This is a genomic window from Candidatus Methylomirabilota bacterium (genome assembly GCA_036001065.1).
GTDB lineage: Bacteria > Methylomirabilota > Methylomirabilia > Rokubacteriales > CSP1-6 > MNEF01.
Genome location: DASYUQ010000087.1, coordinates 14,861 through 30,830 on the forward strand (window position 1 = coordinate 14,861; position 15,970 = coordinate 30,830).

General features: G+C 69.3%; 7 protein-coding genes. 2 read left to right on the plus strand and 5 right to left on the minus strand.

Annotated elements, in window-relative coordinates; all coding sequences use genetic code 11:
* Positions 1 to 9: 9 nt before the first annotated feature.
* Positions 10 to 3,552, minus strand: a complete 3,543-nt coding sequence (smc, locus tag VGV13_07690; GenBank protein HEV8640963.1) for a chromosome segregation protein SMC — start codon at positions 3,550 to 3,552, stop codon at positions 10 to 12.
* A 621-nt stretch (positions 3,553 to 4,173) separates the two neighbouring features.
* Between smc and VGV13_07695 the strand changes: the two genes are divergently transcribed.
* Both VGV13_07695 and VGV13_07700 read left to right on the plus strand, forming a co-directional pair.
* Positions 4,174 to 4,296 carry a hypothetical protein gene (locus tag VGV13_07695; protein HEV8640964.1) on the plus strand — a complete coding sequence of 41 codons (123 nt, stop codon included), beginning with the start codon at positions 4,174 to 4,176 and terminating at the stop codon, positions 4,294 to 4,296.
* On the plus strand, positions 4,296 to 8,519 hold the full coding sequence (locus VGV13_07700; protein HEV8640965.1) for a chemotaxis protein CheB: 4,224 nt from the start codon (positions 4,296 to 4,298) through the stop codon (positions 8,517 to 8,519). Before VGV13_07695 ends, VGV13_07700 begins: the two co-directional genes overlap by 1 nt.
* Positions 8,520 to 9,374: 855 nt before the next feature.
* Here the strand turns inward: VGV13_07700 and secA are convergent.
* The 4 genes from secA to VGV13_07720 all read right to left on the minus strand — a co-directional run bounded on the left by secA (position 9,375) and on the right by VGV13_07720 (position 15,968).
* Entirely contained in the window at positions 9,375 to 12,149 is a 2,775-nt protein-coding gene (secA, locus tag VGV13_07705; protein ID HEV8640966.1) for a preprotein translocase subunit SecA, read from the minus strand.
* Positions 12,150 to 12,329: 180 nt separating this feature from the next.
* Positions 12,330 to 13,997 carry a DNA repair protein RecN gene (gene recN / locus VGV13_07710; GenBank protein HEV8640967.1) on the minus strand — a complete coding sequence of 556 codons (1,668 nt, stop codon included), beginning with the start codon at positions 13,995 to 13,997 and terminating at the stop codon, positions 12,330 to 12,332.
* 133 nt (positions 13,998 to 14,130) lie between these two features.
* Positions 14,131 to 14,988: an NAD(+)/NADH kinase gene (locus VGV13_07715; GenBank protein ID HEV8640968.1), complete on the minus strand. Its 858-nt coding sequence runs from the start codon at positions 14,986 to 14,988 to the stop codon at positions 14,131 to 14,133.
* Between the two features lie 188 nt (positions 14,989 to 15,176).
* On the minus strand, positions 15,177 to 15,968 hold the full coding sequence (locus VGV13_07720; protein HEV8640969.1) for a TlyA family RNA methyltransferase: 792 nt from the start codon (positions 15,966 to 15,968) through the stop codon (positions 15,177 to 15,179).
* Positions 15,969 to 15,970 lie beyond the last annotated feature (2 nt).

Genomic DNA, 15,970 nt, shown 5'->3' on the forward strand with positions numbered 1-15,970 from the left:
TTCACGCGGTCAGGCGCTGAGCTTGACGGAGACGAGCTTCGAGAGGCCGGGCTCCTCCATCGTCACGCCGTAGAGGATGTCCGCCGCGTCCATGGTCCGGCGGTTGTGGGTGATGACGAGGAACTGGGTCTGGCTGGTCAGCTCGCGCAGCACGCGCAGAAAGCGGTGGATGTTGGCGTCGTCGAGGGGGGCGTCCACTTCGTCCAGCACGCAGAACGGGCTCGGGCGGTAATAGAAGATGGCGAACAGCAGCGCGAGCCCTGTCAGCGCCCGTTCGCCGCCGGAGAGCAGCGTCACCGACTGCAGGCGCTTTCCGCGCGGCTGGGCCATCAACTCGACGCCGGTCTCCAGCGGGTCGCCGCCCTCCTCGGCCTCGACCAGGCGCAGCTCGGCGCGCCCGCCCTCGAAGAGCCGCTCGAAGAGGCGGGCGAACTCGCGGTTGACCTCGTGGAACGCCTGGGTGAAGCGCTCCTGGGCCGTGCGCGTCATCCCGCGGAGCGCCTTGTCCAGGTCCTTGATCGACGCGGTCAGGTCGTCGTGCTGGGTGCGCAGGAACGTCAGGCGCTCGTCCAGCTCGCGGTACTCCTCGTCGGCGACCAGGTTGACGGGACCGAGGGCAGCCAGGCGCTCGTCCAGCTCCGCCAGGCGCTGGCGCAGCTGGGTGAAGTCGCGGGAGGCGTCGTGTTGAGCCCGCAGCGCTGCCTCGTCGACTCCGTAGGTTCGCAACACCTCCTGAGCCAACTCTTCACGGCGCACGCGCCGCTCCGTGGCCTGGAGCTCGATCTCGTGGATCGCGCTGACGAGCCGGTTCACGTCGCCCTCGAGGCCCCGCATCTCGTGCTCGAGCGTGCGCATCTCGGCCAGGAGGCCTTCGTGACGCTCGGCGACGGTCCGCGCCTCGCCTTCGACCCGGTCGCGCTCCCCGGCCACCTCGCGCGCCGCCGTATCCGTCCGCTCGCGCTCGTCGCCGAGCCACACCTGCCGCTCGCCGAGCTGGGCCTGCCGGACCCGGGCCTGCTCCAGGCGCTCGGTGAGGTCGGCCTCCATCTGGTCGATGCGCCCCAGCTCCCGCCCGAGCGCCTCGACCCGCTCGGCCACCGAGGCCACTTCCACGCGCTTGGCCGTGAGATGGGCGACCAGGGCCGTCTCCCGCGTCTGCGCCGCCTCGATCGCCTCGCGGATCCCGCCGATGGTCGCCTCGTGGGCGGCCTCGGCGTCGCGCGCGGCGGCGATGCGCTGCTCGAGACGCCCGAGCACGGCGGCCGTCTCCTCGGCCTCCTGGGCCACCTGTCGGGCCTCGAGCCGCACGGTCTCGGCGTGACGGTGCACGCGCTCGTGGTCGCGGAGCGCCTGCTCCAGGTCCTTCTCGCCCGCCAGCCGGTCCGCCTGGCGCGCGCCCACGGCCTGCTCGCACAGGGCAATGCGTGTCCGGAGGGTCGCCACGTCCTGGCCGAGCCGGGTCACGGTGCCTTGGGCAGCGTCGACTACGCCGGTGAGCCGGCGCACCTCGTCCTCGAGCTCGCGGAGCTGCCGCTTGCGCGCCAGCAGAGACCGTTCCGGCGCGCCGGCGCCGGCCCCGCCGCGCAGCCGTCCGGTGGGCGCGAGCACCTCGCCCTCCGGCGTGACGTAAGTCGCGACGATCCCGTTGCGCCGCCAGAGGGCTTCGGCCTGGTCGAGGTGCTCGACCAGGGCGACGTGGCCGAGCAGGTAGTGCACCAGGCTCTTGGTCGGGCCCGTGACGTGCCGCGCGACCCAGTCGAGCTCGGCCGGAGGCGAGGCGGCCGGCTCCCCGTTGCGACTCAGGTGCTCGAGCGGGAGGAAGGTCGCCGCGCCCACATTGTTCGCCTGCAGATAGGCCACGGCCGCGCGGGCCTGATCGAAGCGCTCGGTCACCACCCACTCCAGGCGCTCGCCCAGCACCGCTTCGACCGCGCGCTCCAGCCGCGGCGGCACCTCGAGCACGTCGGCCACCGTGCCGACGACGCCGGGGACGCGGGCGCCCCCGCCCTCCGCGAAGATCGCGCGCACCCCCGAGCCGTATCCCTCCCGCGCGCGCTCCAATTCCCGCACCGCCTCGAGGCTGGAGGTCCGGGCGGCGAGAGACAAGCGCGCTTCGGCCAGGCGGGCGTCGGCCTCGGCCAGCTCGCGCTCGCGTGCGGCGAGCTCTCCGACGAGCCGCTCGCGCTCGTCCGTGAGCGAAGTCAGCTCCGCCACGGCCCGCTCGCGGGCCGTCTGGAGGGCGGCCCGACTGGCCGCCAGCCGCTGGGCTTCCGCCTCGGCCTCCGCCAGCTCGGCGGCGAGCCGCTCGGCGCGCCGCGCCAGCTGGCTCTCGCGTTCCCTCAGCTCGCCGGCCGAGCGCGTGAGATCGGTCCGCTCGGCCGCGATGCGGATCTGCTCGAGCCGCAGCCCCTCCAGGCGGTCGCGCTCCTCGGTCAGGCGCGCGCGCTGCTGTTCGACCAGCGCCTCCAGCTCCTGGGCGGCGCGCGTGTGCTCGGCCACGAGCCGCTGGGTGTCGGCCAGGGCGGCCCGCGTGGCCTCGCGCTCGCCGACGATCCCGGCCAGCCGCTCGGTCGTCACCCGGATCTCCTCGTCGAGCCGCACCTGCTCCTCGGCGGCTTCCCGCAGCTGCACGCCCATCTGCTCCCGGCGCTCCAGCAGCCGCTCCAGCTCCGCCTGCACCTTCTGGAGCGACTGCCGGAGGTCGGCCAGCCGGTGATCGCTCTCCTGGATCGCCTCCCGCTGCGTCGCCTCGCGGGCGGCCAGCTGGCTCAGGCGCACGCGCAGCGTCTGCTCGCGCTCCCGCCGGGCCGCGAGATCCGCCTCCAGCCGCTCGCCCTCGGCCCGGAGCGTCGCGTAGTCGGCGGCGACCAGGGCCAGGCGCAGATCGCGGCGCTCCTGCTCGAGCGCCTTGTACTGCTGGGCCTTCCGGGCCTGCCGCTCGAGGGAGCCGAGCTGCCGCTTCACCTCGTCCATCACGTCCTTGACGCGGAGCAGGTTCTGCCGGGCGGCGTCGAGCTTGCCCTGTGTCTCGTTCCGCTGCTGCTTGTAGCGCGCGATCCCGGCGGCCTCTTCGATGAAGATGCGCCGCTCGTGGGGCTTCGCGGTCAGCACGTGGTTCAGCTTGTCCTGGTCCATCACCGAGTAGGCCCGGGGGTTGGCGCCGGTCCCGGCGAACAGGTCCAGGATGTCGCGCAGCCGGGTGACCGTCTTGTTCAGGAGGTATTCGCTCTCGCCGGTGCGGTAGAGGCGGCGGCTGACGGCGATCTCGCTCCAGGGCACGGCCAGCTCGCCGTCGTTGCTGAACATCAGCTCGACCTCGGCCAGCCCCACGGGCTTGCGCGAAGCCGAGCCGTGGAAGATGACGTCTTCCATTCTCTGACCGCGCAAAGACTTTGCGCTCTGCTCGCCTAAGGCCCACTTGACGGCTTCAGCGCAATTTGTCTTCCCGCAGCCGTTCGGCCCCACGATGGCCGTGATGCCGGGCAGCACCCTGATCTCGGTGCGCTCGCCGAACGACTTGAAACCGTGCAGGGTGATCGACTCGAGACGCATAGAGTTTTGTAGCACGCGGAGTGGTCGGCGGCCAAAGAAAAAGTACCAGGGATTGGGGCGCGAACGAGCGACGAGCCCTAAATGTGGCGGCTGATCAGGCGCCCTTGAGGTAGCAGCACTTCCTGTACGAAGGGGCTGCGCTCGAAGTATTCGATATTTCGAGAGCGCGCCCCTGCCAAACACCGCCATGCCACGCCTAAAGCGTCACCATACTATAGCGGGCCGTTCCTGCTGGACTGCCACCCAGCTCTGATCGCGTAGGGCGCGGTCATGATGGTCGTCCTTTACTTGTGCTGGCACCCTGGGTCCGGCAGTACTGGGAGCCCATTCGACCTATGGTCGTCGCTGCCCTAAGGGCCGGACCCAGAGTGATCAGCGCGATAAGTACCGGGATCACACTCGCGGGAGCACCGCATTACACTGATGCTGCGTCACACAATTTAGACTCGCAACCGAACAGGCACGACGTTTTAACTTAGATGGCGCGATACGACGCTTGCGGGCTACGGGAGCGAGGAATATGCTCGCCGCATGGAGTTTGCGACTGTGAAAAAGCCAAGGGGTGAGGGAGCCTTTAGAAGCCTTTCCCTTCGATCGCTTCGCAGGGTTTCTGCTCGGCCGATGAGGCTTCGTTCCCACCTCATGGCGCTCGCCGCCGGCGCGCTCCTGCCCGTGGTCATCTTTCCTGCGATCATGATGCCGTGCGCCGAGTCGCTTCATGTGGATCGCTTGAAGATCCGCTGATGGCACGAAAAGCTCCGCACAGAAAATCAGCGCCGAGGCGCTCGTCCGGGCGTGGGCACGATGCCGCCACGCCCAACCCTCCACACGCCGACCGTCCCTCGGACCTGTATCCCTCGGAGCCATCAGAGACGTTCCCGATCGTCGGCATCGGCGCCTCCGCCGGCGGGCTCGAGGCCTTCAGCCAACTCCTGAGAGAACTCCCCACCGACACCGGCATGGCGTTTGTGCTCGTTCAGCACCTGGACCCCAAGCACGAGAGCCAGTTGCCCGAGGTCCTGTCCCGGACCACGGCGATGCCCGTCATGACCGTCACCAACGGCCTGCGCGTGGAGCCTGACCACGTCTACGTGATCCCCTCCAACGCTGACATGACAATCGGCGGCGGCGCTTTCTCGCTCACCTCCCGCGCCGCGGTCGATCGCCACACGCCGATCGACCACTTCTTCCGCTCGCTCGCGCAGGAGTTGGAAGGCCGCGCGATCGGCGTGGTCCTGTCGGGGACGGGTTCGGACGGCACGCTCGGCCTCCGGGCGATCAAGGCGGAGGGCGGCCTCGCGTTCGTCCAGGATGAGAAATCCGCGAAGCACCCCGGTATGCCCCAGAGCGCGCGCGCGATCGCCGACTTCGTCCTGCCCCCCGCAGGAATCGCCCGCGAGGTGGCGAGGATCGGCCGCCACCCCTACCTGGACCATGCCGTGCCATCCCCCGCCGGCCCAAGCCAGCCGGAAGAAGGGGCTGACGTCAGCGCCGTCCTCCGTGTCCTGCGCACCGCCACCGGAGCCGATTTCACCCAGTACAAACCAGCCAGCGTCCGGCGCCGGATCGCCCGCCGCATGCTCTTGCAGAAGATCGACGACCTTGGGACGTATGTCCGGCACCTCCGGCAGACGCCCCATGAAGCGCAGGCCCTGCACGACGACATCCTCATCCAGGTGACAGAGTTCTTCCGCGACCCGGAAGGGTTCGAGAGCCTCAAGCGGAGCGTCTTCCCGAGCCTCGTGAAGGAGCGGGCCGCCGACGAGCCCATCCGGATCTGGGTACCGGGCTGCGCCACGGGCGAAGAGGCCTACTCGATCGTGATCTGCCTGCTGGAGTTTCTCGGGGAGCACGACAGCACCCTGTCGATCCAGATGTTCGCCACCGACCTCAGCGCCGCCGCGGTCACCCAGGCCAGGGCCGGGAGGTTCCCCGCGAGCATCGAGAACGAGGTCTCGGCCGACCGGCTGCGACGGTTCTTCGTCAAGACGGACGGGCGGTATCAGCTCGGCAAGGCGATCCGGGACGCTTGCGTCTTCGCGCAGCAGGACGTGACGCGGGACCCGCCGTTCTCGAAGCTCGACCTGATCAGCTGCTCCAACGTGCTGATCTATCTCAGCGCCGCGTTGCAGGAGCGCGTCATCCCGGTCCTCCACTACGCGCTGAAGCCCACCGGCTTCCTGAAGCTCGGTCCCTCGGAAAGCGTGGGCCGGTTCACGAACCTCTTCTCCGTCCTCGACAAGAAGCACAAGATCTACGCGTGGAAACCTGGGCTGTCGGCCTACCTCCGCTTCGGCCTCACCGCCGGCGACCGGATCGCCGCGCCGGCCGGCGGGCAAGAGAAGGAGGCAGGCGGGAGCGCGCCGGCGATCGAGAAGGAGGCCGACCGTCTCATCCTTGGGCGGTATGCACCGGCTGGCGTCGTGGTGAACGCCGACATGGAGATCGTACAGTTCCGCGGGAAGACCGGCCCCTACCTCGAGGCGCCGCCGGGCGCGGCGAGCCTCAACCTCTTCAAGATGGCGCGGGAAGGCCTGGCCTCTGCACTCCGTCAGGCCGTCCACCGGGTGGCCAAAGGCGGTGGCCCGGTGAAGGTGGAGGGCCTGCGGGTCAAGGCGAACGGCGGGAGCCGCGAGGTCGGCCTCGAGGTGATCCCGATCGGGCCGGCGGAAGGGGTGAAGGGTCGCCACCATCTCATCCTGTTCTTCGAGGAGCGCCACCGGCCCACCGGGCCCGCGCCGGGGAAACCGGCGCGGGAGCGCGAGTCTCGACCGAAGACGGCGGGCGAGCGCCGGGTGGCCCAGCTCACCCAGGAGCTCGCCGCCGCCCGCCAGCACCTCCAGGCCATCAGCGAAGAGCACGAGGCGGCCATGGAAGAGCTGCGCGCCGCCACCGAGGAGGCGCAATCGAGCAACGAGGAGCTGCTGAGCACGAACGAAGAGCTGGAGACCTCCAAGGAGGAGCTGCAGGCGACCAACGAAGAGCTGACCACCGTGAACGACGAGCTGAACAGCCGGAACCTGGAGCTGGGCCAGGTCAGCAACGACCTCGCCAACCTCCTCACGAGCACCCAGGTCCCCATCATCATGGTGGGGCCCGATCTCCGCGTCCGTCGCATGACGCCGATCTCGGAGCGGGTCCTCAACGTGGCCCCTGGCGACATCGGGCGGCCCATCGGGGATCTCAGGCTCAGCACCGCCATCCCTCATCTGGAGGCGCTCCTCAGGGAAGGGATGGAGACTCTGGCCGTCCAGGAACGCGAGGTCGAGGCCCGAGACGGCCGCTGGTACTCGGTGCGAGTGCGGCCGTACCGGACCGCGGACAACAAGATCGACGGCGCGGTCATCTCGTTCGTCGACATCGACGTTCTCAAGCGCGGCTTCGAGCAGGCAAAGGAGGCGCGCGACCAGGCCCAGGCCATCATCGCGACGGTGCGCGAGCCGCTCGTGATCCTCGATGCCGACCTTCGCGTGGTGACGGCGAGCCGGTCATTCTACGAGACCTTCCAGGTGACTCCGCTGGAGACGGAGCGCCAACCTCTCTTCGACCTCGGGAACCGCCAGTGGGACATCCCGACGTTACAGACGCTGCTGGAGGAGGTCCTGCCGCGGGACAGCGTCGTCGAAGACTTCGAGGTCGAGCACGACTTCCCGACGATCGGGCCGCGGACGATGCACCTCAACGCCCGCCGTGTGCTCCCGGCGACCGGCCAGCCGGGCCTGATCTTTCTGGCCATCGAAGACATCACCGAGGCGAGGCGAGCGGACGCGACGCGTGTGGTGCTCGCCCACGAGCAGGCCGCGCGGGCAGAGGCGGAGGCGGCAACTCGCGCAAAGGATACATTTCTTGCGGTCCTCTCGCATGAGCTGCGCACGCCGCTGACCGCGATGCTGGGGTGGACTCGGATGCTGCGCACCCAGAAGCTGGACAAGGCGACCGTCGCGCGGGCGCTGGAGGTGATCGAGCGCAATACCATGCTGCAGGCTCGGTTCATCGAGGATCTCCTCGATGTGTCACGCATCGTCGAGGGGCGCTTGCGCCTCGATGCTCGGCCCGTCATGGTGGCCCCGGCTGTTGAGGCGGCGCTGGCCGCCATGCGGGGGGCGGCGGAGGCCAAAGGGATCCGGCTGGAGAGCGCCCTCGACGAGAAAGCCGGCCCGGTCCATGGCGATCCAGCCCGCCTGCAACAGATCGTCTGGAACCTCGTGTCAAACGCGATCAAGTTCACGCCGAGCGGAGGGCGGGTCGAGGTCCGCCTCGCGCGCCGGGGATCCGCCGTCGAGGTGAGCGTGCGCGACACCGGCAAAGGGATCGAGGCCGAGCTGCTCTCGCAGATCTTCACACGGGTCGGCGTTGCTGAGCACAGCAGCCGGAAGCCTCAGGAAGGCCTGGGGCTCGGGCTCGGCATCGTCCAACGTCTTGTGGAGCTCCACGGCGGGGCCGTCCACGCCGAGAGCGCTGGGCCTGGACAGGGGGCGACCTTCACCGTGACCCTCCCGCTCACGGACGAACATCCCGCTGGCGAGGCGGAGGCCGGCGGGATCGCGGCTAGAGCACTGGCGTCCAGTCGACTTCCAGCCCTCAGCGGCGTCCGGGTCCTTGTCGTGGACGACGAGGCGGACGGGCGAGAGCTGATGAGAGCGATCCTCGCGCAATGCGGGGCCGAGGTGACCGTTGCCGCGACGGCCCGGGCGGCGCTGGAGGCGCTCGAACAGGCGCCGTTCGATGTCGTGGTGAGCGACATCGCCATGCCGGAAGAAGACGGTTACGATCTCATTCGCAAAGTCAGGGCGCTCGACGCCGGGCGTGGCGGACGGATCCCCGCGCTCGCCCTCACCGCTTATGCCAGGATCGAAGATCGAGCAGCGGCGATCGCGGCCGGCTTTCAGCAGCACGCGGCCAAGCCGATCGAGCCGGCCGAGCTGGCGGCGGCGGTCGCCACCCTCGCCGGCCGCGCGGAACGGTAGCGCGGCGAGTAAGCTCGGTGACCCGCTGGCGCCTCGGGTCGCTCCTGGGTGTCGGCGCCTCGCTCGCTGGCCCGCGCGGCTGCTTCGTCCTCTTCCGGATAATCGACCCACGACCGAGGATCGGGAACGCGCGTGCAGGCTAGTGCCGTTCCAACTTGTTGATACTAAATCTGTCCACGAACGACGTACACGGTGCCTTCCTAGGCGCGAATAGTTGGAACGGCACTAGCCGACCCGAAGGACGTGCCGATTCTCGCTGCGGCCATCGGGGCCGGCAGTCGGCTCCTCGTCACCCATAACGTCAGGCACGTCCGGTCGGGTGAGGGTGTCCGCGTCGTGCGACCTCGCTCATCGAGGAGGCGCGCGCGTGGATGGCGGCGTTTGGCCGGTAACCTTAGGATTGGCCTGGCGACTCTCATCTTGACCGGATGCGCAGCGAAGGGGACTCCTGGGATTCTCTCGTATTATGGAGACTTTTTCTTCATGGGGCAGCGGAGGACCGTCGGCGACGTACCCCATAGCGGCGTAGATTTTGACGGGCGGGTTGGTAGTCCAGTTCTTGCCGCAATAGATGGGTACGTGACGCGATTCTCCAACGAGGGATGCGGCCAAGGACTCATCGAACGCGTCCCAGCATTCGGATATGAGCTCGTCTACTGTCACTTCTCTGAATACACTCGGACGGAGTCAGAGGTGAACCGGTCGGTCAAACGAGGAGAAGTGATCGGGTATATCGGCACCACCGGCTACACCTTTGGCGTCTTAAAGGGTAGGAGTGCTGCCATGGCGAAATGCGATGCGTCACCAGGGCGTCACGAGTGACGCAGGTCCGGCTTGCAAGTTCCCATCCTGCAATCAGTTTTTATTTAAAAGGCAGCATTTCTTGTACTTCTTGCCGGAACCGCAGTAGCAGGGATCGTTGCGCCCGAGCTTCTCGCCCGTCGGTGTGCGGGGCGCCGACGGGGCCGGGGCGCGCCGCGGCTCGGCCGGCGTCTCCCCGCGCGTTTCCCGTGTATCCGCCCAGGCGGTCAGCGTCGGCAGCTCCATGGGCGCCTCCCGAACGATCTGCACCTTGAAGAGACGCTCCACCACCGCGGACTTCACGCGCTCGGCCATGTCCTGGAACAGGTCGAAGGCCTCTCGCTTGTACTCGGTCAGCGGGTCGCGCTGGCCGTAGCCCCGGAGGCCGATGCCCTCCTTGAGATGGTCGATCGACAGCAGGTGGTCCTTCCACTGCTGGTCGATAACGATGAGCATCTCGTGGCGCTCGAGCGCGCGGAGCAGCTCGGGACCCAGCTCGCGCTCCCGCTCGGTGTAGCGCTCCCGCACCGCCTCGCCCACCAGCTGGCCGAGGCCCTCGCGCGAGGTGACCTCCAGGTGGCGATCCGAGGGAACGCGGACGTCGAACTGGCGATAAAGCGCCTCGTTCAGCGCGGTCACGTCCCACTCCTCCGGATGGACCCCCGCCGGCACGTAGGCATCGACCGTGGCCTCGACCAGGTCCTCGATCCACTCGCCGATCGTCTCGGCCTGGCTCTCGCCTCCCAGGATCTGGCGGCGCATGCCGTAGACGATCTCCCGCTGCTTGTTCATGACATCGTCATACTCGAGCAGGTGCTTGCGGATCTCGAAGTTGTGGGCCTCGACGCGCTTCTGGGCGGTCGCGATCGCGCGCGTCACCAGCTTGTGCTCGATGGGCTCGCCCTCCTCCATGCCCAGGCGGTCCATGATCTTCTGGACGCGGTGCGAGCCGAAGATTCTGAGAAGATCGTCTTCCAGCGAGAGGTAAAACCTCGACGAGCCCGGATCGCCCTGACGGCCGGCGCGGCCCCGGAGCTGGTTGTCGATGCGGCGCGATTCGTGGCGCTCGGTGCCGATGATGTGGAGCCCCCCCAGCGTCACCACCCGCTCGTGCTCCGGCTCGGTGATGCGGCGCGCCTCGGCCAGCGCGGCCGCGCGGGCATCGGCCGGCGCCGTGGCCGGGTCGAACCCCTTCTTGCGGAGGATCTCCTTCGACAGGAAGTCCGGGTTGCCACCCAGCAGGATGTCGGTGCCGCGCCCGGCCATGTTGGTGGCGATGGTGACGGCCCCTTCCCGGCCGGCCTGAGCTACGATCTCGGCCTCGCGCTCGTGGTATTTGGCGTTGAGCACCTCGTGCTTGATCCCGTGCTTCTTGAGGAGCTTGGAGAGGTGCTCCGACTTCTCGATGGAGATCGTGCCCACCAGCGCCGGCTGGCCGCGTTCGTGGCCACGGACGATCTCCTCGACGACGGCGTTGAACTTCTCCCGAGCCGTCTTGTACACGACGTCCGGGTTGTTGAGCCGGATCAGCGGGCGGTTGGTCGGGACGACCGTCACGTCGAGCTTGTAGATCTTGGCGAACTCCTCGGCCTCGGTCTCGGCCGTTCCCGTCATGCCGGCCAGCTTCTCGTACATGCGGAAGTAGTTCTGGAAGGTGATGGTGGCGAGCGTCTGGTTCTCGCGCTCGATCCGCACCCCCTCCTTGGCCTCCACGGCCTGGTGCAGGCCGTCGGACCACCGCCGGCCCGGCATGAGCCGGCCGGTGAACTCGTCGACGATGATCACCTGGCCGTCCTTCACGACGTAGTCCACGTCCCTCTTGTAGAGGGCGTGGGCCCGCAGCGCCTGCTGGATGTGGTGGAGGGCGTCGATGTGCTTGGGATCATAGAGGTTGTCGACGCCGAGCAGCCGCTCGCAGGAGGCGATCCCCTGTTCGGTCAGCGCTACGGCCTTGGACTTCTCGTCGACGATGAAATCGCCTTCCTTCTGCTCCTCGACCTCGGAGAGCTTGCCCTCCACGATGGTGGCCGCCCGGCGGAGCTTCGGGATGATGCGGTCGATCTTGTAGTACAGCTCGGTCGACTCCTCGGCCGGCCCCGAGATGATGAGGGGCGTCCGCGCCTCGTCGATCAGGATGGAGTCCACCTCGTCGACGATGGCGTAGTGCAGCTCGCGCTGCACCAGCTCCTCCCTGGTGAAGCGCATGTTGTCGCGCAGGTAGTCGAAGCCGAACTCGTTGTTGGTGCCGTACGTGATGTCGGCGAGATAGGCCTCCGGGCGCGTGCAGGGGCGCAGCGCGCTCAGCCGGATGTCCGGCGTGACGTAGGTGGAGTCGTAGAGGAAGGAGGCCTCGTGCTGGATGACGCCGACGCTCAGCCCTAGCGCCTGATAGATGGGGCCCATCCACTGCGCATCGCGCTTGGCCAGGTAGTCGTTGACGGTGACGATGTGCACGCCGCGGCCGGGAAGCGCGTTCAGGTAGGCCGGCAGCGTCGCCACCAGCGTCTTGCCCTCGCCCGTCGCCATCTCGGCGATCTTGCCGGTGTGGAGCACCATGCCGCCGACGAGCTGGACGTCGAAGTGCCGCATGCCGACCGCGCGCCGCGCCGCTTCGCGGCAGACCGCAAACGCTTCGGGAAGGAGCTCGTCGAGCGCGGCTCCGCCTCCCAGGCGCTTGCGCAGGTCGTCGGTCTTCGCCCGCAGTCCAGCGTCGTCGAGCGCTCGTGCCTCCGCCTCGAATCCGTTGATCGCCTGCACGGTCGGCATCATCCGTTTGACGTCGCGCTCGTGCTTGGTGCCGAAGACCGTGCGGAGGAGAGCGTTCAACATGACCAGTCCCCATTATACAGGGGCGGAACTCGACCCTTCGCGCTTCGGCCCCGCTAGCGGTCCGCCGGCGAATAGCACGAGGGCTGCGCCATCGCTCGCCGTTTCGAGCGCCGGCTCCGCCGGCGCAATCCTTCCTGGGGGAGGCTTGGAAGGGGGCCGTCGCGGCCCTCTCCCACTGTGCTAGCGCCCGGCCAGCAGCTCCCGGGCGTGGCGGCGCGCGGTGTCGGAGGGCGCGGCGCCGCCGAGCATTCGCGCAACCTCTTCGACCCGCGCGGCGCCCTCGAGCACGGTGACCGCCGCGCGCGTTCGCCGGCCGCTCACGCCCTTGACCACCAGGAGATGATGCTGCGCTCTGGCCGCGATCTGCGGCAGGTGCGTCACACACAGCACCTGGCGCCCGGCCGCCGCGGCCGCGAGCTTGTCGGCGACGACGCTGGCGACGTGGCCTCCGATGCCCGCGTCCACCTCGTCGAAGACCATCGTGGGAATGCGGTCGGCGGCGGCCAGAACCGCCTGCACCGCCAGCATCGTCCGCGACAGCTCGCCGCCCGAGCCGATCCGCGCCAGCGGCCGCAACTCCTCGCCGGGGTTCGCCGAGAAGCGGAGCTCGACGCGGTCGAGCCCGCGGGCGGTCACGTCGTCAGGCCCGGCGGGGTCGATCACGATCTCCAAGCGGGCGCGCTCCATGCCCAGCGCTCGGACCTCCCGCTGAATCAGGGGGGCCAGGCGCGCGCCGGCGGCCCGCCGGGCCTCGGAGAGCGCGCCGGCGCGCGCGAGCAGCTCGCTCCTGAGCTCGGCCACGCGCCGCTCCTCGGCGGCGAGAATCTCCTCGTGATGCTCCAGACGCTCGAGCTCGTGGGCCGCGGCCTCCCGGAAGGCCAGCATCGCGTCCTCGGTGTCGCCGTACTTGCGCCTCAGCCGGGTCAGCGCGTCCAGGCGGTCGTCGATCGTCTCCAGCCGCCCCGGCTCGGCGTCCACGCTCGCGCGCAGCGCGCGAATGGCGACCAGCGCGTCCTCGACCTGGGCCGCAGCCGCCTCCAGCAGCTCGGCCGGCGTCGCAAACCCGGGGTCGAGCCGGCCGAGATCCCGGAAGAGCCGGGCGGCCCGCGTCAGCCGGCTGGCCGCGGCATCCTGGTCGTCGACGAGCAGGGCGGACGCCTCGGCCAGCCCCTTGGCCAGCCGCTCGGAGTGCTGCAGCCGCTTCCGCTCGGCGCGCAGCTCTTCTTCCTCGCCGGGGCGGAGGCGCGCGGCGTCCAGCTCGGAGACCTGAAAGCGCAGGAGGTCCTGGCGCTGCGCCCGGTCGCGCTCGGCGGCGCGCATCCGCTCGACCTCTTCGCAGGCGGCCCGGTACTTCGCGAAGAGCCGGGCCACCTGCTCGCGCAGCCCCTCGGCACCGGCGAACCGGTCGAGCAGCTCGAGCTGGCGCGCCGGCTCGAGGAGCCTCTGGTGCTCGTGCTGGCCGTGAACCTCCACCAGGTGATCACCCAGCCGCTCGAGGAGCCCCACCGTCACCGGCGAATCGTTGACGAAGGCGCGGTGCCGGCCGGAACGCGCCAGCTCGCGCCGGATGACGAGTTGATCGTCCTCGGTCGCGAGCCCCGCCTCCTCGAGCCCGGCGGCCACCGCGCAATTGCCCTCCACGTCGAAGACCGCCTCGACGGTCGCCGTCTCGGCGTCGGTCCGGATGACGTCGGACTGGGCCCGCGCTCCCCGGATCAGGAGGAGGGCGTCGATGAGGATCGACTTGCCGGCGCCGGTCTCGCCCGTGAGGACGTTCAGGCCGGACGCGAAGGGGACGGTGACGGTTTCGATGACGGCGAAGTTCCGGATGCGGAGCTCGCGCAGCATGCTGCCCGGATGATGCTAGATCAGGCGCGGGCGCTCAAGCCGTATCTGCTGGAACACGCGGGGACCGGAACCGGGCAGCCCTCGTCGACCACGCCAGCACCTCCGCTCCCCTGCGAGCTTCAGCGGATGCGGTTCAGCGTTCTCCCCATTTCAATTTGGTGCGGAGGACGGAGAAGAAATGCTTCTGCGGGAAGCGGACGAGGCGGATCCGGGAAGCGGCCCGCTGCACCTCGACGGTGTCGCGCTCCCGGAGCCCCACCCCCACCTGCCCGTCGATGGTGAGCATGACCTCCTGATTGCTGAGCAGCGTCACCTCGATGCGCTGGGTCCCGGGCAGCACGACCGGCCGCGCGGTCAGCGTGTGCGAGCAGATCGGCGTGAGGACCACGGCGTCCATGGTCGGAAACAGGATGGGGCCGCCCGCGGAGAGCGAGTAGGCGGTGGAGCCCGTCGGCGTCGCGATGATCAGCCCGTCGGCCCGGTACGCCGTCGCCGACTGTCCCTCCACCGACACGCTCAGATCGATGATCCGGCTCATCGCGGACTTCATGATCACGACGTCGTTGAGGGCCAGGAGCTCGCTCACCGATCGCTCGCTCCGGCGCACCCGGGCGGCGAGCATCATCCGCTCCTCGATGACCATCTGTCCCTGGAGGAAGGCCTCCAGCGCCGGGATCATCTCATCCAGCGTCGTCGCGGTCAGGAAGCCGAGCCCGCCGAGATTGACCCCGAGGAGCGGGATGCCCAGGTCGCCGACCGCGCGGGCCACCGCCAGCAGCGTCCCGTCGCCCCCCAGGACGATGAGGAAGTCCACTTGACCGGGCAGGTCCGTCCGGCTCGCCTGGGAAACCGCGGCATCGGGGGCGAGAGTGGCCGTCTCCTTCTCGAGCAGGACTGTCAGGCCTCGCGCTCCCAACCACTCGATCAGCCGCCGAACGACCGCGCGCGCCTCGCCGGCGTCCGGCTTGGCGACGATGCCGACTTTTTTCATAGGCTCGCCTCGGACGGGCGGGGCTCCCTAGATTCGCTCGCCTCGGGCGCAGGGGCCCCAGCCCCTGGCCGCCCTGCGGCTCGCCCAGCGGCCCGCCGACGTCCTGCGGCTCGCACTGCCATCTTCATCGGCTCGCCTCGGACGCGGGGGCCCCAGCCCCCGGCCGTCCTGCGGCTCGCACTGCCGGTTCACGCAAGCGCCTCGACACTGCGGCTGATCATCGTCTCGATGTTGGCGGCGGTACGGCCGTGCGTGCAGAGATGGAGGAAGAACTCGCGGTTACCCTTGGGACCGCGCAGGGGCGAGGCGGTCACCCCGAGCACATGCCAGCCCCGCAGCACCGAGTACCGAGCCAGCCGGCCCACCACCTGCCGGTGCAGCGCGGGGTCGCGTACGACACCGCCCTTGCCCACCAGTTCACGCCCGACCTCGAACTGTGGCTTGACCAGGGTGATCACGTCGGCCCGGGGCGACAGGACCCCGAAGGCGGCCGGCAGGACCTTCTCCAGGGAGATGAAGGCCACGTCGATCACGGCCAGCGATGGGTGCTCGGGGAAGATCCGGGGGTCGAGCGCGCGGGCGTTGGTCTGCTCCATCACCACCACGCGCGGATCCCGCCGGAGGCGTGCGTCGAGCTGCCCGGTGCCGACGTCCACGGCGTAGACACGGGCGGCCCCGCGCTGCAGCAGACAGTCGGTGAATCCGCCCGTGGAGGCCCCGACGTCGATGCAGATCCGGCCCACCACGGGGACGTTGAAGTGGTCGAGCGCGTGGACGAGCTTCTCGCCGCCACGGCTGACGTAGGGGGAGCGCCCGCGCAGCTCGAGCTCTACCTCCAGCGAGACCAGGGCCCCGGCCTTGTCTACCCGCTCGCCGTCGACGAAAACGTCCCCGGCGAGGATCAGCTTGGTCGCCTTCTCACGGCTCTCGACGAGCCCCCGCTCCACCAGCAGTCGGTCGATTCGAATTCGCGTCGCCATAG